Source organism: Nocardia sp. NPDC051052, from assembly GCF_044456045.1.
Lineage (GTDB): Bacteria > Actinomycetota > Actinomycetes > Mycobacteriales > Mycobacteriaceae > Nocardia.
Window position 1 is genome coordinate 1,099,421 of sequence record NZ_JBITFL010000001.1, and the last position, 20,284, is coordinate 1,119,704.

At 67.6% G+C, this 20,284-nt stretch carries 16 protein-coding genes; 6 read left to right on the forward strand and 10 right to left on the reverse strand.

Features of this window, described 5'->3' with window-relative positions:
- Positions 1–33 precede the first annotated feature (33 nt).
- Positions 34–1,008 (forward strand): ABC transporter substrate-binding protein, encoded by a 975-nt coding sequence (locus ACIBCN_RS04965; RefSeq protein ID WP_396990126.1) that lies wholly within the window; start codon positions 34–36, stop codon positions 1,006–1,008.
- A 230-nt stretch (positions 1,009–1,238) separates the two neighbouring features.
- Entirely contained in the window at positions 1,239–1,433 is a 195-nt protein-coding gene (locus tag ACIBCN_RS04970) for a hypothetical protein (RefSeq protein ID WP_396990127.1), read from the forward strand.
- 120 nt (positions 1,434–1,553) lie between these two features.
- Here ACIBCN_RS04970 and ilvA read toward each other — a convergent pair whose 3' ends face one another.
- From ilvA to ACIBCN_RS04985, 3 genes are all read right to left on the reverse strand, one after another.
- Positions 1,554–2,783: a threonine ammonia-lyase gene (ilvA, locus tag ACIBCN_RS04975; protein WP_396990128.1), complete on the reverse strand. Its 1,230-nt coding sequence runs from the start codon at positions 2,781–2,783 to the stop codon at positions 1,554–1,556.
- 181 nt (positions 2,784–2,964) lie between these two features.
- Positions 2,965–4,134, reverse strand: a complete 1,170-nt coding sequence (locus tag ACIBCN_RS04980; RefSeq protein ID WP_396990129.1) for a serine hydrolase domain-containing protein — start codon at positions 4,132–4,134, stop codon at positions 2,965–2,967.
- Positions 4,135–4,254: 120 nt separating this feature from the next.
- Complete coding sequence (locus ACIBCN_RS04985; RefSeq protein ID WP_396990130.1) at positions 4,255–4,605, reverse strand: hypothetical protein; 351 nt, start codon at positions 4,603–4,605, stop codon at positions 4,255–4,257.
- Between the two features lie 265 nt (positions 4,606–4,870).
- Between ACIBCN_RS04985 and ACIBCN_RS04990 the strand changes: the two genes are divergently transcribed.
- A complete protein-coding gene (locus tag ACIBCN_RS04990; protein ID WP_396990131.1) occupies positions 4,871–5,389 on the forward strand; it encodes a hypothetical protein in 519 nt (172 codons plus the stop codon).
- Here ACIBCN_RS04990 and idi read toward each other — a convergent pair.
- The 4 genes from idi to ACIBCN_RS05010 form a co-directional block, all read right to left on the reverse strand.
- On the reverse strand, positions 5,367–5,939 hold the full coding sequence (gene idi / locus ACIBCN_RS04995; RefSeq protein ID WP_396990132.1) for an isopentenyl-diphosphate Delta-isomerase: 573 nt from the start codon (positions 5,937–5,939) through the stop codon (positions 5,367–5,369). The genes ACIBCN_RS04990 and idi overlap by 23 nt on opposite strands.
- Positions 5,936–6,808: a geranyl diphosphate 2-C-methyltransferase gene (locus ACIBCN_RS05000; protein WP_396990133.1), complete on the reverse strand. Its 873-nt coding sequence runs from the start codon at positions 6,806–6,808 to the stop codon at positions 5,936–5,938. The genes idi and ACIBCN_RS05000 overlap by 4 nt, the downstream gene beginning before the upstream one ends.
- Before the next feature lie 68 nt (positions 6,809–6,876).
- Positions 6,877–8,472 (reverse strand): family 2 encapsulin nanocompartment cargo protein terpene cyclase, encoded by a 1,596-nt coding sequence (locus ACIBCN_RS05005; RefSeq protein ID WP_396990134.1) that lies wholly within the window; start codon positions 8,470–8,472, stop codon positions 6,877–6,879.
- Positions 8,472–9,878, reverse strand: a complete 1,407-nt coding sequence (locus tag ACIBCN_RS05010) for a family 2B encapsulin nanocompartment shell protein (RefSeq protein WP_396990135.1) — start codon at positions 9,876–9,878, stop codon at positions 8,472–8,474. The genes ACIBCN_RS05005 and ACIBCN_RS05010 overlap by 1 nt, the downstream gene beginning before the upstream one ends.
- A 606-nt stretch (positions 9,879–10,484) precedes the next feature.
- On the opposite strand from ACIBCN_RS05010, the gene ACIBCN_RS05015 reads away from it, so the two are divergent.
- Positions 10,485–13,469, forward strand: a complete 2,985-nt coding sequence (locus ACIBCN_RS05015) for an acyl-CoA synthetase (RefSeq protein WP_396990136.1) — start codon at positions 10,485–10,487, stop codon at positions 13,467–13,469.
- Between the two features lie 124 nt (positions 13,470–13,593).
- Entirely contained in the window at positions 13,594–14,199 is a 606-nt protein-coding gene (locus ACIBCN_RS05020) for a methionine biosynthesis protein MetW (RefSeq protein ID WP_396990137.1), read from the forward strand.
- Between the two features lie 58 nt (positions 14,200–14,257).
- Here the strand turns inward: ACIBCN_RS05020 and ACIBCN_RS05025 are convergent, their stop codons facing one another.
- The 3 genes from ACIBCN_RS05025 to ACIBCN_RS05035 form a co-directional block, all read right to left on the reverse strand.
- Positions 14,258–15,064, reverse strand: a complete 807-nt coding sequence (locus ACIBCN_RS05025) for a class I SAM-dependent methyltransferase (RefSeq protein WP_396990138.1) — start codon at positions 15,062–15,064, stop codon at positions 14,258–14,260.
- Between the two features lie 287 nt (positions 15,065–15,351).
- Positions 15,352–16,491 (reverse strand): dTDP-4-amino-4,6-dideoxygalactose transaminase, encoded by a 1,140-nt coding sequence (rffA, locus tag ACIBCN_RS05030; RefSeq protein WP_396990139.1) that lies wholly within the window; start codon positions 16,489–16,491, stop codon positions 15,352–15,354.
- Positions 16,481–17,581, reverse strand: coding sequence for a glycosyltransferase (locus ACIBCN_RS05035; RefSeq protein WP_396990140.1), 1,101 nt, complete (start codon positions 17,579–17,581; stop codon positions 16,481–16,483). Before ACIBCN_RS05035 ends, rffA begins: the two co-directional genes overlap by 11 nt.
- Before the next feature lie 414 nt (positions 17,582–17,995).
- Between ACIBCN_RS05035 and ACIBCN_RS05040 the strand changes: the two genes are divergently transcribed.
- A complete protein-coding gene (locus ACIBCN_RS05040; RefSeq protein ID WP_396990198.1) occupies positions 17,996–20,194 on the forward strand; it encodes a hypothetical protein in 2,199 nt (732 codons plus the stop codon).
- Positions 20,195–20,284 lie beyond the last annotated feature (90 nt).

Sequence of the window (20,284 nt, forward strand, 5' to 3'; positions counted from 1 at the left end):
GTGCAACAACACAAATACGGTGGAGGTAAGCCAATGAGGGTGGCCAAGCGGACAGCGGTGGTGATCGGCGCGATGGTGTCGGTCGGCGCGCTGCTGGTGTCTTGTAGTGGGCAGGTGAGCAATTCGGGCAGCACGGACAGCAAGAAGCTGGTGCTGATTCCGGGTGTCGCCGACGAGCCGTTCTACATCTCGATGCAGTGCGGCGCACAGGACGAAGCCACGAAGCTCGGCTACAAGCTGGACACGCAGGCGCCAACCAAGTTCGACGCGGGCTCCCAGACCCCGGTGCTGACCGGTGTGGTGGCGAACAAGCCAGGCGGCATCCTGATCGCCCCGACGCACGCCACCGCCATGGCCAATCCGATCAAGCAGGCCAAGGACGCCGGCATCAAGATCGTCGAGGTCGACACCGCGCTCGACGACACTTCCGTTGCGCTGTCCTCGATTTCGTCGGACAACAAGAAGGGCGGCGCCCTCGCGGCGCAGACCCTGGCGAAACTGGTGGGGGACAAGGGCCCGGTGCTGGTGATCAACACCAAGGCGGGCACCTCCACCACCGACGCGCGAGCGCAGGGCTTCGAGGACGCGGTGAAGAGCTTCCCGGGCATCACCTCGCTTGGCGTGCAGTACAACAACAACGAAGCCGCCCAGGCGGCGTCGATCGTCACCGCGACGCTGGCCGCGCACCCCGATCTCGCCGGTATCTTCGCCACCAACCTGAGCTCGGCCGAGGGCGCGGCCACCGGCCTGCGTAACGCGAACAAGCTCGGTCAGGTCAAGGTGGTCGGCTTCGACGCGAGCCCCAAGCAGGTCGAGGACCTGAAAGCCGGTACCGTGCAAGCGCTGATCGCCCAGGACCCGGCGGGCATCGGCGCCAAGGGCGTCGACCAGGCGGCCGCGGCCATCGAGGGCAAGCCGGTCACCCGCAATATTCAGACCGACATGATCGCGATCACCCAGGCGGACATGGACGCCAACTCGAAGTACTTCTACAAGCGCAAGTGCTGACAGCCACCCGATGAGGGGCCGACCGGACGCCACCGCGTCCGGTCGGCACGGGTGCGACCCCGGCTCCGCGCCGGTTCGGGGGTCATCAGCAAACTTCTGGAAACACCCAAAACGGACCAGCTGTGCATTATTATGATCCGCGGCGCCCGTCCGATAGGCGTCCGTGCACCTCGGCCCCATGGCGAGGTGGCCTCTACCCAGTTCACTGCTTTATGGCACTTCGAGTCTTCGTGAAACTCGACAGCTACCGGAAGTATCGAACAGAAGGAGCAGAGGGAATGATTGGATCGATCGTGGGCAACAGCCTCGCAATGTTGACGGCCGTTTTCCTGGCCATCGCTATTCCGATCGGCGGCTCGATCATGGACATGGCGCTGATCCCGATGGCAGCCATCGTCAGCCCATTCATGTTCTTCGGCAGTTAGCGTCGCCCGGCGGTTATCCATCCAGCTGGGATGTGAGATCGCCTGTGCGGCAAGTCATTCGACCGGCCTCGTCATGGTTGGACCGGGTTGTCCCTGGATCCGGCCAGGGCGAGGTCGTCGTCAGTCCTCGACTCGGACGGCGTATTCCGCGTTGGCGAGGGCGTTCAGGACGTCGTCGCGGTGGTTGGGGCCGCGGGTTTCCAAAGTGAGCGAGACCTCGACCTCGTCGAGCGCGAGCCGGGCGCCGGTGCGTGCGTGCGAAACGTCGACCACGCTGGCGCCGGTCTTACCGACCACCCCGAGTAGCGTGCTCAGGCCGCCCGGTCGATCCGAAATCGTCACGCGCACAGCGAGGTAGCGTCCCGCCGCACTGAGTCCATGGCCGATCAGCCGGGTGAGCAGCAGCGGGTCGATATTGCCGCCGGACAGGACCGCGCACACCGGGCCCTCGAGGGCGAGATCCGCTGCGGCACAACTCATCAACGCCGCGACCGCCGCCGCACCCGCGGGCTCGACGATCAGCTTGGCCCGCTCCAGGCACAGCAGCAGCGCCTTGGACAGCGAGTCCTCGTCGACGGTCAGCATCGTCGAAACGTGCTCGGCCACATGCGCGAACGGCACCTGCCCCGGCTGCCCGACGGCGATACCGTCGGCCATCGTCGACATCCGTCCGACCCGCACCGGCTTGCCCGCCGCCAGCGAACCCGGCCAGGCCGCCGCCTCCTTCGCCTGCACTCCGATCACCCGCACCCGCGGTGCCAGCTGATGCAGCGCCACCGCGATGCCGGCCAGCAGCCCGCCGCCACCGGTCGGCACCAGCACCGTGCCCACGTCGGGGATCTGTTCCAGGATCTCCAGTGCCACCGTCGCCTGCCCGGCCACGATGTCCGGGTGGTCGAACGGATGGATCAGCGTCGCACCCGTGCGGTCGGCGAGTTCCATGGCCGCGTCCAACGCGTCCTCGATGGTCTCACCGACCTGCCGCACCTCGGCGCCGTAGGCCTTGGTGGCCGCCAGCTTGGGCAGCGAGGCACCCACCGGCATGAAAACCGTCGAGGTGATGCCCAGCGAGGTGGCCGCCCAGGCGACCCCTTGCGCGTGATTACCGGCGCTCGCCGCAACCACTCCGCGCGCACGATCCGCGGCGGGCAGATTGGCAATCCGGTTGTAGGCGCCGCGCGGCTTGAACGACCCGGTCCGCTGCAGGTTCTCGCACTTCAACCAGACCTCGGCGCCCGCGCGCTCGGACAGCACCCGCGACGCCACGATGGGCGTCTTCCGAATCACCGGCGCCAGCAACTCCGCAGCAGCGGTGATTCGTTCCATCCCGACCAACTCCATGCCGCACATGCTGCCACCCCGCGACCGAAACGTCCGACGATTCCCCAGCGGGTGTCTCGTCCCCCAGACTGACCGAAGGCGCCCTTCGTCCCGTCACACAGACTGAAGGCCGCCTTCGGTCGGCGCCGGCCCCAGACTGAGGGCCCTTCATCGTGTCTTGACGACTGAAGGGGGCCTTCGGTTGCGGGGGTCAGGCGGCTTTCGCGAGATTGTGGGCGACCGCGCCGAGGCGGGCCAGGCGGGCGTCGCCCAGGGGAGTCAGGCGGCCGCCCAGCCGGTTGGTGACGAAGCCGAGGGACATGCCGGTGGCCGGGTCGGCGAACGCACCGGAACCGCCGAGGCCGAAGTGTCCGAAGGCGGAGATCGGATCGGCCTTCGACGGCTTCATCGGGACGGCGTGGTAACCGAGCGCCCACGGAACGCGCAGGGCGAGAACGTAATCCGGGGTGAAGACCTGGCGTCGGGTGATCAGCTCGATGGTTTCCGGGCGCAACAGCTGATATCCGTCGAGTTCGCCGCCGTTGGCGAGCGCGCCGTAGACGCGGGCGAGGGAACGGGCGGAGAACACGCCGTTGAGGCCTGGCATCACCGAATCATGCAGGCGCGGATCGGAAACCAGATCGGCGAAACCCGTCGGGGTGGTGTCCATGGCGGCCGAGAACCTGGTGCGGCCGAGCAACCGGGAGCTGTTCTCCCAGCTCATGCCCGCGACCGTCAGCCGGGGAAAGTTGGTCGCGATGCGATGGCGCTCGCTATCCGGCATCCGGAACCAGAGCTCTTCGGCGGCAAGCGGTTCGGCGATCTCGGTGCGCAGCACCTCGGTGAACTCGGTGCCGGTGATCTGACGCACCAGCTCGGCGACCAAGTGCCCGAAGGTGATTCCGTGATAGCCGCTGGTGACCAGGTGTCGCGGATCCGGCGCCGCCGCGGCGAGTGCCGCCGTGACCGCCGCGTCATCGAAGAATCGGTCGTATGGACCGGGCAGCAGCCCGCGCAGCCGATGCAAACCCGCTCGGTGACTGAGCAATTCGCGCACGGTGATGCGCTGCTTGCCCGCGGCACCGAACTCGGGCCAGTACGTCGCGACGGGCTCGTCGTAGGCAACCCGGTCGCGCTCGGCGAGCCGATGCAGCATCGTGCTCGCCACACCCTTGCCGGTCGAATACGCCATGGCCACGGTGTCCCGTTCCCACGGCACCTCCGGTCGCGCGTACCCGGCCCAGACGTCCACCACCGGTTCGCCGTGCAGGTAGACCGCGAGGGCCCCGCCACCGTCGGTGGGTCGCCGGAAAAGCCGGTCGAACTCGGCGACCAGGGTCGCGAACCGGCGATCTACGAACTGTGCTGCCGAAACCGTCATCGGAAACTCTCTGTCGTCACGTGTCCGAACAGAATTACACGGACGGGACACACCAACGACAATGCCCTCCCACGGGACTGGCTGGTTGGGGGAGCGCGCGGAGCCGGTAACTCCGAAAACTCAAGCCGCGACGGCGGTCTGCAGGTCCCGCAGCGCCGCATCCGGGTCATCGACATCGACGACGATCCGGGTGAAGGGGGCCCCGGCCAGCTCGAAGCGCAGTGCGCGTCCGTCGAATCTGGTGTCCCAGAACTCTTTACGGCCCTTGCCTCGGAACGTGCCCGCCGCGATCACGCCGGGGAAGAAGGTGCCCGGCGCACGCACCCACGGTGGGCGCCGATCGACCTCGGCCTTGGTGACCGCGGTGATGTTCGCTAGGTCGAAGCTGATGTGCTCACGCAGGGCGAGTACCTGATGCCCGCCGACCACCTGGATCGTCACGGTCGTACCCGTGACCTCGATTTCGACCATCGCACACCTCACTTCGCGGACAACTCCAACGCATCCCACAATGCAAGGCCGACCTGGTCATAGCCTGTGCCCTTCCTATGATTTCTCTCAGGGTTTATCACATTGTCTTACTTAGATATGCGCATTTACCGATGTGCTCGGCTGAATCTATCCAGGCTCGGTCCCGAGTGTGTCGGACTAGAACAGCACGGACGGTATGGGAGTCTCACCGTGCTCGTGCTCCGCCCGTTTCGGCAGGTCCGCCGCCCGCGAGAAGAGGTTGTCGATGCTCGGGAAGATCGCCACCAGCGCTGTCGTAGCCACGGCATTGCTCGCCCCGTTCGATATTCCTGCCGCCTCCGCGCTGCCGCCCGCGGGCAGCTGCGCGAACGGCGATTTCCGCTGGACGGCTGCGGACGGCGCGATCGACATGACACCGCACGCGCTCACCTTCACCTCCGTCGGCGTGCTGCGCGACTGCACCGGCGGGCCCGATGGCATCACCGGCGGCACCTTCACCGGCACCCACATCGCGACGTCGGACTGCATGCGTCCGGCGGACGGCCCGATCACCGTCGACGTGCTCTGGTCGAACGGCGAGACGAGCAAGCTGTGGGGGCCGTGGCCGGTGACCATGCAGCAGCCGACGATCGGCACCCTGGACGTCGTCGACGGGCTCGGTCAGGGCAGCAAGGTTCGGATCACCGCCGACTACGAGATGATGACGCCCGCGATGGTCGGCGGCTGCCTCGGTCCGGGGGTGCGCACCGGTGTCGGCCGGCTCAGCGCTGCCACGTTTCAGTGAGCGCCCGCTCGGCGAGCTCGAGCACGCCGGCCAGCCACGGTGTGTAGGCCGCCGGATCGGCGGCCATCGCGTCGCGCAGCGCGCCGCGCTCGACCCAGGCGTAGTCGGCGACCTCGGCCGGGTCGGGCCGCGGCACACCGGCGGTGAGCTCGCCGAGCAGCACGTGGTCCCACTCGAACTCGACGCGGCCGGTCGACGGGTCCTCGGCGCGGTAGCGATAAACGCCCACCTCGGTGAACGAGGTGGTGAGGCCCATCTCCTCGGCCAGGCGTACCGCCGCGGCCGCCGCGACGGGTTCGCCCGGCGCGGGGTGGCCGCAGCAGGTGTTGGCCCACTGCGACGGGAAGCGGGTCTTCACCGCGGCCCGCCGCTGCAGCAGCACCCGCCCCGCGTCATCGAACAGCAGCACCGAGAACGCGCGATGCAGCCGCCCCGGCGCCTGATGTGCCTGCGACACCGGGCAGGTACCGATCGCGTGCCCCGCGTCGTCGACGAGCTCGACGGGCAGGGCCTCGCGGTCGGTAATCGCCTGGGGGTAGGTCTCGGTCACCTGCCCACCTTATCGGCGGCGATCAGCAGGTATTGGAAGCTGCCCTCCTGGTAGGCGGTGAGGAACGGCCGCTCGACACCCGTCGCGAGCTCGGATTTCGTGCGCAGCTCCCAGTAGGGGATGGTGGCCGCGGTGAGGTCGATCACATCGATCGGGACCAGGTTGTTCTCGGCCATGGCGCGGAAGTATTCGCTGCGCGGATGGATCATGCAGCCGTAGTGCGCGTCGATCCAGCTGACCGAGGACGAGCGGCCGCCGGTGACGTCGTTGGAGCAGCCGGTGATGCACACGTAGCGGCCACCGGGCTCGAGCAGCCGGGAGAATTCGTGGAACAGGTCGGACAGGTCGACGTACATGGTGGTCTCGTTGGTCCAGATGCCGCGCATGGACCACGGCTCGAAGCCGGTCTCCAGCATGTTCCGGAAATGGAACCGCACCTTGTCGGCCACCCCGCGCTGGGTGGCCTGCTCGTTGGCGAAGCGGACCTGGTACTCGGAGATGGTGACGCCGTCGACCTGGCAGCCGAATCGCTGATTGGCCATGAAACTCGTTCCGCCACGGCCGGATCCGCCGTCCATCAGGTGCTGGTCCGGGTGCACCGTGCCGAGGTGGTCGAGGAGTAGGTGGGCCTGCGCGGTCTCCAAGCGGTGCAGTTCCTGGACGATTCGGTCCTGCCGAGTGTCCTCGGGCCCGCTCAGTACCGAGAGATCGGGTGCGCCGATGCCGTAGTGGTGGTGGTAAAGACCGTCCACCTCACCGAGTTTCGTGTTGACCCGGTCGTCGTTGGGGTTGTTGTTCCAGTACGCGGCAACGGATTTCTGGTAGCTGGTCTGGAGCACGGCGTCGGTGTCGGGGTTGAGAATGGTCATGCCAATTCACCCTCTCTCGTTGCAGCACTGGTTATTTCCCTAGCGGTGTCACAGCTTTCGAGGTGTTGCTACGTGTAGCGCTTGCTGTCGGCGTGCCAGGCGCGGCTGCCGCCGAGCCACGCCCACACACCGGTGAGATGCCGGCTTAGTTCGGCGGATCCCGAGGCGGCCAGCGGCGCCGCCTCCAGCTCGAACCGGTGCATCAGTTCGTCGTGCAGTTCGGCCGTGCGCAGCACCGCTTCGCGCCGGGTGCAGCCTTCCTCGGCGACCAGGACCGTCGGGAGGTTGAATTCCCTGCCGTCGGAAAGATCTTCGCGGGCCATCGAGTAGAGGTCGTTCACCAGCTGGCTGGCGAGGGCGGCCGTGGTGATCACCCGGCGCACCCGGGGGTCGGTGTATTCGGCGGGCTGTAGTTCGTAGCCACCGACCACATCGATGGGTGCCATGCACGGCAGGAAGCTGTGCGGCTGCCGGTTGGTGAGGTACTCCCAGGCCTGCGGCTTCCGGCCGGCCTGCCGCCAGCCCGCTTCGGCGCCGAGCGCGATGAACCAGCCCGCGATCTCCGTGCGCAGCCGGGCCACCTGTGCGGGTGTGGCGTACTCGGCCACGTGCGCGAAGCCGCTGCGGAACGCGCGCAGGATCGGGTCCGCTTCCATCGCTTGTTCGAGGCGTGCGGCGTAACGGGCCGGGAGATGGACGGGATCTATTGCGGCAGCGGCTAGTTCGAGCCTCGGGCCGAGTTCGGCCGCAGCGGTCGACGGTGTGCCGTCGGGTGCGGTGTCGTCGGCATCGGCGTCACAGTAGTAGTCGTCGATCGCCCACTCGGTGACCGCGCATTTCGCCGCCGCGAGCAGCCGGTCCGGGTCGTCGCAGTCGGGGTGGGCGAGCATGATCAACCGGCCGAAGTCGGCGTCTCGCAGATCGTCCATCTTGCCCTCGTAGAGGCCGATCGAGCTGGCCCAGGCGAGGATTAGCTCGTTGACGGTGGCGGCGAGCACCGGGTCGTCGCGCATCGGTGGCGGGCAGTAGAGCGCGGGGATCGAGGTATCGGAGCTGCTGCGGCGGGTCGATGCGGTGCCCAATCCGGTTGGGCCGGTGGGGATGCGGCGTTCAGTTGAGGTGGCCCCTCGCTCGCCGATGGCGGGGGCCGAGGTGGTCACGCGCGGTGGTGCCGATGCCGTGGTCGAGATGACCGGCGGGACAACCGATCCGGGCGTAGCGATGGGCGGCGTGATCAGTAACGTCGCGGTGCCGAGTCCGGTCGGGCCGAGGATTCGCTTCCGGTCGGGCGCGGGTGTCTCAGGCGCTTGCGCCGTGGGTGCTGCGTGCCCGCTAGGCGCGGGTGTCCCGAGTGCTTCCGCTGTGGGTATTGCGGCCGCTTGCGCCGTGGGGATTGCGTGCCCGCCCGGCGTGGGTATCGCGGGCCCGTCTGGTGCGGGTGCTCCGGGCCTTCCCGGTGCGGGCGCCTCGGGCCCGGCCGACGGGGGAGTCTCTGGCCGGTCCGGCGCAGGTGTTCCATCCGGTGAGAATAAATCGGTGTGCGCCAACGCTATTGGTGCTCCACCACCGAGGTCGGATAGGAGTGCGGCGACCGCGGTGGCGACCTCGTGCGTAGCGGGCAACGCCAGGGTGCGGGAAAGCATGGACATGGCTCGTCCCTCCATCAGTCGGTTTGCCGAGCGACCAAGACATTGTCGAGCGCGCCGAGTGCGTCCGGCACCAGCACGGCGGCCGAGTAATAGCAGCTGACCAGGTAAGAAATGATCGACTGGTCATCGATGCCCTTGAAGCGGACGTTGAGGCTCGGCTCGTACTCGTCCGGAATGCCGGTCTGATGCAGGCCGATCACCCCCTGGTCCTGCTCGCCGGTGCGCATGGCGAGGATCGAGGTGGTCTGGGTCGGACTGACCGCGAGCTTGCCGCACGGGAAGATCGGCACGCCGCGCCAGGCGGGTACTCGGTGGCCGTCGACGTCGACGGGATCCGGATACAGGCCGCGCCTGCTGCATTCGCGACCGAACGCGGCGATCGCTTTCGGGTGTGCCAGAAAGAGTTTGGTGCTGCGCCGCATGCTGAGCAGCTCGTCCATATCGTCGGGGGTTGGCGGGCCCGACTCGGTCGAGATGCGCTGCTTGAGGTCGCAGTTGTGCAGCAGCCCGAACTCGGGGCTGTTGACCAGGTCGTGCTCGCGGCGTTCGTAGAGCGCCTCGACGGTGAGCCGCAGCTGTTGTTCGATCTGATCCATCGGGTCGTTGAACAGATCGGCAACGCGCGTGTGCACTCGGAGCACGCTCTGCGCGAGGCTGAGCTCGTATTCGCGTGGCGCGGCGTCGTAGTCGACGAATGTTCCGGTGAGTAGTGGTTCGCCATGATGGCCGGAGGCGATCTCGATGGCGGCCTCGCCCTTGGTGTTCTGCGGGCACGTCGGTGTGTCGGCCAGTCTGGACAGTTGCTCGCGTAACCGTGGGGCGTTGCCGAGTACATCGTCGAGGGCTTGGCGGGGGAGGACCAGAAGGGTTGTCTTGGTGACGGCTTTGACGGTGACCGGCCAGATGGCTTCGGGGTCGGTGAGTGCCTGATCGCCGAAATAGTTGCCGCCGGCCAGAATGCCGAGCATGGTGTGCTCGTTGTATTCGCCTGCGCCGATTTTGCTCAGCTTGCCGTGCACGACGAGCACGACCTGATGCATCGGTGTGCCGAATTCGGCGACTATGCTGCCCTGCTCCAGATCGCGCTGCTGGAATCGCTGCGCGAGGGCGGCCAATATCTCGTCGTCGTCGAAGTCGCGCAATGCGGGCAGTTCCCGTAGCTCCGCGGGAATCACGCGCGCTTGCGGTCCGTCGACGTCGAATTCCACCTCGCCGTTGCCGAGGGTATGGGTGAGCCGCCGGTTCACCCGATAAACACCGCCTTCGACCTGCGTCCACGGCAGCATGCGGGTGAGCCAGCGGGAGCTGATGCCCTGCATCTGTGGTTCGGATTTGGTGGTGTGCGCGAGCTTGGCGGCGGCGGCGGTGCTGAGGCTTTTGCGTACGTTGTTTTCCGTGTGGACCGGCATCTGGATGGTCATGCGTTGTCCTCACCTCGGCAGGTGATCGCCCCAGACCCGATCAGGCGCGACACGTGGCGATGGTTGTCCAAGAGACGGCTATTTCGACACAGCGAACAGGCGGGCAATGCGGCCCGTGAAATCCGTTACTCAAGCGAAATGGCTTACGCGACAGTGTGTTCCAGTCGGCATCGATCGTAGGCCGGTGGCCGGGTCGCACGCAGGGAAATGGCGGATGCCGTGGCGGATGGTAACGACACGCTGCCGATCGAATAGCCGGGGCATAACTTCCGCGGGCGGAATGCGGGAATCGCGGACAGATCGCCGTCGGATAGCTACCGTGTGCGCCGACCGCACCGGCGCGGTATCGGGATTGGTGCCGGAAGAACGGCCCGCCGACACCGATCCGCCGCTTTCGCCGCCGGTGAATCTGGTGGTAATCGGCTACTGACCCCGCATAACGCGCATGGATCGTGTCACAGCGGCCACATAATGGACACGCGGTATGGGAAGCTCGTCAGAACACATCACAGCGCACTTCCAGGGGGGGCCGAAGGGAATCCCTTCGGTGGTGTACGCGGATGCGGATGATGAGGGTCACGTTCTAGGGTAGGGCCAGGAGCGATCTTGAAGTTCAGTGCGAAGGATTTGGTCGGATCGGTGCAGCGGTTGATGGCAACCGCGCAGAACGGCCTCGAGGTCATCCGCTTCGGCGGGCTGACCCACGATGTCGAGTCGTCCCCGTTCGAGGTGGTCGAGAGAAGGCGGATGTACCGGCTGCGGCACTACTTCCCCGACGACACCACCCCGGGCCGACCTGTGGCGCTGCTGGTGCCGCCGCTGATGGTGAACGCCGACATCTGGGACGTGAACGTCGAGGACGGTGCCGTCGGCATCCTGCAGCGCGGCGGAATCGACTGCTGGGTGGTCGATTTCGGCTCACCCGCCAGCGAGGAGGGCGGCTGGCAGCGTGACCTCGCCGACCACGTCCTCGCGGTCAGCAGCGCGATCGACGCGGTGACCGAGGCGACCGGCAGCGCCGTGCACCTGATGGGTTACTCGCAGGGCGGCATGTTCGCCTACCAGGTCGCCGCCTACCGGTACGGCAAGGGCGTGCAGAGCATCGTGACGTTCGGCAGTCCCGTCGACGTGGTCGCGGGCATGCCGTTCGGGCTGCCCTACGGGATGGTGTCCGACGTCGCCGACTTCCTGGCCGACCATGTGGTCACCCGGCTGCCGATCACCGATTCCATGGTGCGCATCGGCTTCCAGCTGCTCGACCCGATGAAGACGGCCAAGGCCAGGATCGACTTCCTGCGGCAGCTGCACGACCGGGAGGCGCTGCTGCCCAAGGAGCGCCAGCGCCGGTTCCTGAACAATGACGGCTGGGTCGGCTACGCCGGTCCGGCCGCCGCGGATCTGCTCAAGCAGTTCGTCGCGCACAACCGGTTGATGCTGGGCGGCTTCGTGATTCGCGATCAGCCGGTGTCGCTGGCCGAGCTGAAGTGCCCGATCCTCGCGTTCGTCGGCGAGGTCGACGACATCGGCCAGCCCGCGGCGGTGCGCGGCATCGTGCGGGCCGCGCCGAACGCGGAGGTGTACGAGGCCAATCTGGTCGCCGGGCATTTCGGCCTGGTGGCGGGCAGCACGGCGACCAACCACACCTGGCCGCTGGTGCGGCAGTGGATCGACTGGCTCGAACGCGACAAGACGCTGCCGCCGGAGATCCATCCGATGGCCGAGCACGTCGACTCGAATCGGCCGCGCTCGGCGGCCACCCGGATGGTGCACACCGCCGCGACGCTGGCCGAGGCGGGTGCGGGCGTCGGCAAGGCGCTGGAAGGCATCGCGAGCAACACCGTCCGCGGTTCGGTCGAGCTGGCCGGTGAGGCCGCGCGGGCGCTGCCGCGACTGACCAGGCTCGGCATGATCCAGCCGCACACCCGCATCTCGCTGGGGCGGCTGATCGCCGAGCAGGGCAGGCGCGCACCGCTGAAAGACCTGTTCCTGTTCGAGGATCGGGTGCACACCAACGCCGCGGTCAACGTCCGCATCGACAATGTGGTGCGTGGGCTGGTCTCGGTCGGCATCCGGCCCGCGATGCGGGTCGGCGTGATCATGGAGACCCGGCCCAGTGCGTTGGCGACGATCGCCGCGCTGTCCCGGCTCGGCGCGGTGGCGGTGCTGCTCGCCCCGGGTAGCGAGCTCGTCCGCGCGCTCGAAATCACCGGCGTCGATACGGTTGTCACGGATCCGGAGAACCTGCGGCAGGCCGTTGGTACCGGCGCGCGCGTGCTGGTGCTCGGTGGTGGTGATTCCCGTCAGCTCGGTATTCCGTTGAGCGACAGGGTGATCGACCTCGAGCAGATCGATCCGGCGCAGGTGCGGCTGCCCGCTTGGTATCGGGCCGATCCCGGGTTGGCGCGTGAGCTGGCGTTCGTGCTCGTCACCGGCACCGGCGACCGGCTGGAGACCAAGTACATCAGCAACCATCGCTGGGCGCTGTCCGCCTTCGGCACCGCGACCACCGCCGACCTCGACCGCAGGGACACGGTGTATTGCCTTGCGCCGCTGCATCATTCGTCCGGACTGCTGGTGAGTCTCGGCGGCGCGATCGCGGGTGGCAGCCGGATCGCGCTGGCGCGTTCGCTGGATCCGGCGCAGTTCGCCGAGGAGGTGCACCGCTACGGCGTCACCGTCGTCACCTACACCTGGACGATGCTGCGTGACATCCTCGACGCCGAGGTGTTCCCGAAGGGGCATCGTCATCCGATCCGGCTGTTCATCGGTTCCGGGATGCCTGCGGGTCTGTGGCGGCGCACCGCCGAGCAGTTCGACCCGGCCCGGGTGCTCGAGTTCTACGCCTCCATCGAAGGCGACGTGGTGCTGGCCAACGTGAAGGGCGTCAAGCGCGGCTGCAAGGGCAGGCCGGTGCCGGGCACCGCCAGGGTGGAACTGGTCGCCTACGACCCGATCGCCGAGGAGATCCTGGTCGACGGTTCGGGTTACGCCCGGCGTTGCGCGGACAACGAGGTCGGGTTGATGCTCGGCAAGGCCTCCGACGGGGTGGACATCTCCGCGGGCGGGCTGCGCGGCGTGTTCGCGCCCGGCGACTCGTGGATGCCGACGGAGAATCTGTTCCGCCGCGACAGCGACGGCGACTACTGGCTGATCGACCGCAAGGACACGGTGATCCGCACCTCGCGTGGGCCGGTGTACGGGCAGCCGATCGTGGATGTCCTCAACGACATCACCGCGGTCGACATGGAGGTCGCCTACGGGTTGGCGGTGGGCGAGCCCCGGGGGACGGCAGCCGATGGGGCGGATAAACGCTGCATTGCCGTGGCCGCGGTTTCCGTGCGCAAGGGTTTCCGGCTGGAGCCGAAGGACGTGACCGAGGCGCTGCGCGCGCTCGAGCCCGACCAGCGGCCCGATCTGGTCTACGTGGTGGACGAGATCCCGCGCAGCTCCTCCTACCGGCCGTCCACCCGCGCGGTGCAGGCGGCGGGACGTCCGGCGCCCGGACCCGACACCTGGTGGTATAACCGGGCTTCCGACGCCTACGAGATCCTCACCGAGGACGACGCACCCAAGATCCTCGGCGACAGCTGACGCGAATCGAATTGTCGAGCTGCCGGATTCACCAGTTCGGCGGCTCGACCCGGTCGCGCTCGCAGGCGGCTCGCGCCGTACCATCCCACGCTGACGTTGCTGTCCGATTTGTCAGGAGTACTTGGTGAGTACGAGCCTTATCTATCGCAACGCCACCGTCTATGAGCTGCTGATCCGTGCGCTGTACGGCCGGTACTACCCGGATCGGTACCGCGCGGTCGAGGGGCTAGTGCCGGTGGGCGCCAGTGTGGTCGATCTGTGCTGCGGACCCGCGACGCTCTACACCCGCTATCTGCGGCAGAAGTCGGTCGACTATACGGGTCTCGACCGCAACAAAAGGTTCGTCACCACCCTCATCAAGGCAGGCGGCCAGGGCAAGGTCTGGAACCTGACCTCCGACGCCCCGCTGCCCGAAGCCGACTACGTCGTGATGCAGGCCAGCCTCTACCACTTCCTGCCGCAGGCCACCCCCGTCCTCGACCGCATGCTGTCCGCCGCCCGCAAGCAGGTGATCATCGCCGAACCCGTGCGCAACATGTCCAGCAGCAACAACCGCGTGCTCGCCGCCATCGGTCAGCGTTTCACCAACGCAGGCGACGGCGCCCAAGCCCACCGATTCACCGAAACCACCCTCGACGAGTTCTTCCGCCCCTATGTCGCGCGGGTCGTGCGACAGGAACTGATCGCAGGCGGCCGCGAAAAGCTCTACGTCCTCAACGCCAACAGTTAACCGCCACACACCTTCTCGCCTGTGTGATACCGGCCTATCGGGACTCGAGCTGGAGATATCACTCGCCGAAACGGAGCAGGGTGAGCGAGGGCCGCAGCGCGCGGGCGACGGGGGCATTCGCGACCCAGCGCAGCACCGGGGAAGCCCATCGGCCCCGTCCACGCGGCGGGATCAGGTCTTCGGAGGCAACAACTCCCGGGATTCGTCCGGGCAGCCGACGCGCCTGGCGAATGGACTGGCTGGTCGGCATCGGCGGAGCGATGTACCGGTCGCTGAGCCGTACCCTCCCCTTCATCGTCAGCGCGCTGAACACGCGCGGGATGGAGTCATAGAGGAGGATGCCGCCGGGGAAGTGCCTGGCCAGGTCCGCGATCAGCACGCGGATCTGGCCGGGCGGCAGGTACATGAACAGGCCTTCGGCGGTGATCACCGCAGGCCCGGAAGGTACGTGCCCGAACCAGGATCGGTCCAGTGCCGAGTAAGCCAGCCGGGTGATTCCCGGGGCCGGCGGTAGCAGCCGCTGCTGCGCGTCGATCATCTCCGGCAGGTCGACCGAGAACCAGGCGACCTCCGGTTCGCCCAAGCGCCAGTAGGTCGTTTGCAGCCCCTCCCCGAGCGCGACCACCGGCCCGGCGGGGTGGGTGGCGAGAAAGTCGACGATGATCTTGTCGATCACCGTCGCCCGGATGGAGTGCACCTGGCTCGGCGGCCCGAACCGCTCGAAGTCCTCCCCGGCCAGCGCCCGGTAGAGCCGGACCGCCTCGGTATCCACGTAACCGGAATCCGGCCGCAGCGCCTCCTCGGCCCGGTTACGCAGCGTCCACAACGCGGTCTCGGGCACCCCGGACAGTTCGGCTTGCGTCATTCAAGAATCTCCGTCCGCTTCAGTTGGGCTCGGCGGCAGCGTGTTTCGCGGCGAAGGCCGGCAGCGGCGCGGCGGTGCGCGGTGGGATCCTCGGGTAACTCGTTGTTGGAAATAGTCATGCATGCACTATCGCTGCCGCTTGGTGCCGGTGGATTGGACAAATGTTCCGGCCCACCTTCCCGGAAGGAAATCCAGGGCACCCGATCCGGCATGAGCGTGCGTACGCAGACCGGAGCCGTCCCTGATTCCGATAGCGCACCCGACGATGTGCGGGATAGAGCGGACCGTCAGACGGTGAATTCGGTGACGCCCTCGATGACGCGGCCGACCTGCTCGTCGGTGAGGTCGGGCCAGAGTGGTAGGCGGACAACGGTTCCCGAGAACTTGGCGCTGCGGACGCAGGGGTGCGGGGTGCGGCCGAGTTTGAGGCCTGCGGGGCTGGAGTCCAGGGGCACGTAGTGGAACGGGGCGACGATGCCGCGGGCGCGCAGGTGGGCGATCAGGTCGTCGCGGCGTTCCTCGGTGGGTGTGCGCAGGTAGTACAGGTGGGCGGTGTGTTCGCGGTCGGCGGGCACCGTCATGAGATGAATGTCGTTGCGGGCGGCCCACTCCGGGAGTGCGGCGGCATAGGCGTCCCACACGCGGTGCCGTCCGGCCTGGATGGTGTCGAACTCGTCGAGTTGTGCGTCGAGCACCGCGGCGTTGAGCTCGCTGGGCAGGTAGCTGGAGCCGATGTCCTGCCAGGAGTACTTGTCCACCGCGCCGCGCAGGAACCGGGCCCGGTCGGTGCCCTTCTCCCGGATGATCTCCGCGCGCGCCATCAGGATCTCGTCGGTGAGCAGCAGCGCGCCGCCCTCGCCGCAGTGCACGTTCTTGGTGTCGTGGAAGCTGAGCGTGCCCAGGCTGCCGAGGGTGCCGAGCGGGCGCCCCTGCCAGCGGCCGCCGAGTCCGTGCGCGTTGTCCTCCACGATGGCGAAGCCGTGCGTATTGGCCAGCGCGAGCAGCCGTGCCATGTCGGCGGCGACGCCACCGTAATGGATGACCACCACGGCCTTGGTCCGCTCGGTGACCGCGGCCGCGACCGACTCCGGGTCCAGGTTGCCGGTGTCCAGATCGATGTCGGCGAACACACAGGTGGCCCCGCGCAACGCCATCGCGGTCGCGGTCGAGGTGAACGCGAAGCTCGGCACGATCACTTCATCGTCGGGGCCCAGTTGCAGCAGCAGGCCTGCCATCTCCAGCGCGGAGGTGCACGAGGTGGTCAGCAGCGCGTGCGGTGCCCCGGTGATGACCTTCAGCTTCTCGGTCGCCGTCGCGGTGAACGGCCCGTCGCCGTGGCTCTGGTCGGAGCCGAGCACCGTCTCGAGGTTGGCCAGTTCGCGGCGAGCCCGGAACGGGCGGCTGAAGATGATGCGGTCAGTGCTCAACCCGGTCGTTCCCCTTGTTCGCGGTGGTCGTGGTCAGTTCCCTGGCTGGGTAGTCGTTGGTCGCCGCTACCGGCCGTGGCGTCGGTGAATCGACGGTCAGATAGAGCGGCTTACCGACGAGGATATGCAATGCCACCCCGAGGTATTCGGCGATGAGGCCGAGCGAGAACAGGATCGCCCCGGAGACCAGCAGCAGCACCACGATCATCGAGGCCCAGCCTTCGGGCGCCCAGTTGTCGGTGGTGAGCGCCTCGTAGACGATCACGCCGGCCATCACGCCGCCGCCGAGACCGAGCGTCACGCCGAGCAGGCTGACCAGGCGCAGGCCGCGAGTTCCGCTGCACAGCACCATCTTCCAGAACAGCGAGAACAGGCGGCGGTAGTTGTAGCCGGATTCCTCGCGGCCCTCGGCGCGCAGCTGCACCGGTACCTGCGCGACGGTGCCGACCACCCAGGTCAGCGCGACATCGAGATACACGCCGTTGGAGGCGACGTCGGCGAGCTGGCGGCCGATGGCGCCGCGGATCAGCCGGTAGCTTTCGAATCGGGTGGAGTCGGGGAACGCGAACAACGTCGCGAGCACCAGCTTCGCGCCGCGCGAGGTGATGTTGCGCAGGAAGCCGTGCGGGCGGGTGTTGCTCGGCTTGGAGTAGACGAGCTCGGCGCGCTCGGTCAGCGCGGCGTCGAGGAAGGCGCCGATGAAGCGGGGATCGTGCTGACCGTCCTCGTCCATGGTGACGATCCAGTCGCCGCCCGCGGCCGACATGCCCGCGATGGTCGCGGCGTCCTGGCCGAAGTTGCGGCTGAGCCAGATGGTGCGCACCTCGGGGTAGGTCAGCTCCAGTTCCTGCAGCACCACGTCGGAGCGGTCCGGGCCGCGGTCGTGCACCAGGATGATCTCGTCGATCTGGAAGGTGGTGCCGCCGGGGGTCTGGGTGGGACGGGTCAGCTCGTGCAGTTCGGCGACGAGGCCGCCGATGGTGTCCTCGCCACGGTAGATCGGCACCACAACGGACACGGCGTGTGGCCGGGACGGCCTGCCGTTCGGGGTGACCGCGGCGGGGCGGGGCGTGCGTGCGGGAATCGGCATCAGCTGGATCGACTTTCGATGACGGTGCGTGCCGGTATTTCCCGCTGGACAGCAGGGCCCGAGCCGCCCAGAACTCTAGCATGGTGCGGGTTTCGGATCCGGGGCCGTTTCCCTGTGGCCGCCGTCGTTACCCGAGCTGCCGCTGCCGTCGTGCGCATGCCCCCATCATCAACGCGTCGGCGGCCGGATGCCAAGCGCCACACTGCTGTGTAGGGTTTGGAACTCGTGACGGATAGTGCAGTGTCGAGGGTGACGCGCTCAGGGTCCGCCGAGGTCACGGGGGGTGACCCGGCCGCGGCGGAAGTTCCGGCCGGAACCACCGCGCCCGCGCGGGCCGACGCTGCCGGGCCGGACCATCTCGACACCGCCGCGCGCCGCAACGTCTACCTCTGGGGGCTGATCACCGCCGTCGGCGTGATCCTCGGTTACGTCGCGGTGCTGCTCGCCAACGCCAGGCATTTCTACACCGACGACACCGAATCCCAGTACACGGGATTGTGGGTCGGCCTCGGTCATGCGTTACGCGACGGCACCTTCCCGGTGCTGGTGCCCGAGCGATGGATGTCGGGCAACAACACGATGGACGACGCGGGCCTGTTCAACCCGCCGCAGCTGCTGATCGATCTGATCGCGCCGTCCGTCGACAACATGGCCTTGTACGCGACCGTCGTCAAACTGATCTTCGCGATCATCGCCGCACTGGGCGTCTACCGGATCTGCCTCGCCTACGGCGGCAAGCCGGCCTGGTCGGCGGTGGCCGGCGTGGCGTTCCCGCTGTCGGGCTTCTTCCTGTTCTTCGATGAGGCCAGCTGGATGACCGCGCTCACCGGCACCGCGTGGCTGGTGCACGCGTGGGCCTCGTCGGTGCGTTACACGCGTGGGCCAGGCGGGAGCGGTCAGCCCGTAGGCGGCAGCTTGCGTAACCATGTAGGGCAGAGCGGACGCCGCATCGGGCACTGCGGGCCGATTCCGGTTTTCGTCTATCTCTATCTGACCATCTCCACCCAGTACATCTTTCCGGCGGTCGAGGCGGCACTGATGCTGCTCGCGGTCGCGGTCGGTGAGGTCATCTACCAGCGCAAATGGTGGCCGGTGGCGCGGCTGGCGATCGTCGGCGGCTGTGCCGGGCTCGCGGGCCTGCTGACCTTCCTGCCGAGCATGCTGTCGGCCAAGGTGACCTGGCGCGGCACCATGGAGATCATCAACGACCAGTTCCTGACGGTGCCGTGGTCGGAATCGTTGAACGCCAGCCTGCCCAGCACCCATCCCGCGTTCACCTCCTGGTGGGGGTATGTGCAGCCGATGCCGGTCACCTACATCGCGTGGTTCCTGATTCCGGCGCTGGCGTTCATCGATTGGCGGCGGGCCAAGGACAGTTGGCGAGACCTGTTCGCGGTCGCGTTCTTCGCGGTCATGATGCTGATGTGGGCGGCGGGGCCGGGATCTATCGGTCCGCTGCGCTGGCCCGTGCGGGTGCTGCCGATGCTGGCCATCGGGCTGCTGGTGCTGGTGTGCGTGTTGCTCGCGCGCTACGGCACGACTCGTGATCTGAAGAATCGCGGGATCGCGGCGGGGGTGCTGATCCTGCTGCTCTGGGTGCGCTCGTTCTCCGCCGATCCGCACGACGTGATCTGGCATGTGCTCGCAGCGGTGGCGGTCGTCGCGCTCGGTGCCGCGGTGCTGTGGCTGGATCGGATCAAGGGCATCGCCGCGGCGTGTGTGCTGGTGATCGTCGCGATGTTCCCGATCGTGTTCTTCCAGGTGCGGTCCGCGCAGCCGACCCCGATGACGTGGAACCTGCCGACCAACCGATCCGATGCCAAAGCCGCCTTCCCCGACTTCCCCGGCACCACACTGCAACTCGCCGAGCGCGGGCTGGTCCAGCCGGAGGACAAGAGCCTGCAAGGCGCCTACGGTTCGCTGGTTTTCGGCAACTACGCCAAGTCGCTCGAACTGAGCTACGTCAACGGCTACACCCCGACGGGTCACTTCTACTTCGGTGAGCTGCTGTGCATGCGCTGGGACAGCAGCGTCTGCCCGGACGCGTTCCGGCGCATGTTCACCCCGGAGAAGACCACCGAGCGCACCCTCGTCGATCTGATGAAGCTGGATCGGGTGGTGTTGCAGCGGGCACTGTTCCCGGACGCCCGCAACCAGCCCGCGCCGGACGGCTGGAAGTGGGTCGACTACCCCGGTCACGAGAAGTACATCTCGGTGCTGGAACGGGTGGACGGGCCGATCTCGACGGTGAACGGCCGGGTCGCGGCGACGAAGAACGTGACGGCCGCGTCGATCTCCGAGACCGGCACCACCAGCCGGGTGCGGGTCAGCTCGCCGAGCGGTGGCCGCGTGGTGTTCGCCCGGCTCGGCTGGCCCGGCTACCGCGTCACCATCGACGGCAACCGGATTCCGATCACCACGGTGGCGAAATCGTTTGTCGCCGTGGATATCCCCGCCGGTACCCAGAACGCCGAACTGGTGCTGACCTGGCGTCCGCCGGGATGGAAGATCGGTATCGCCGCCCTGGCCGCCGGGGTGATCGGCACCGGCGTACTGCAATGGCTGTACGTGCGGTCGCGGCGGCGTGCGAGGGTGCGGCCCGCCGCCATGTAGACATCCCAGGTCCCTAACTTGTCAAGCGGCTTCGCGGATTGCGGTTGTGTCGCGGTGTGCCCAGGCGATGTGTTCGTCGTAGGGCAGGTG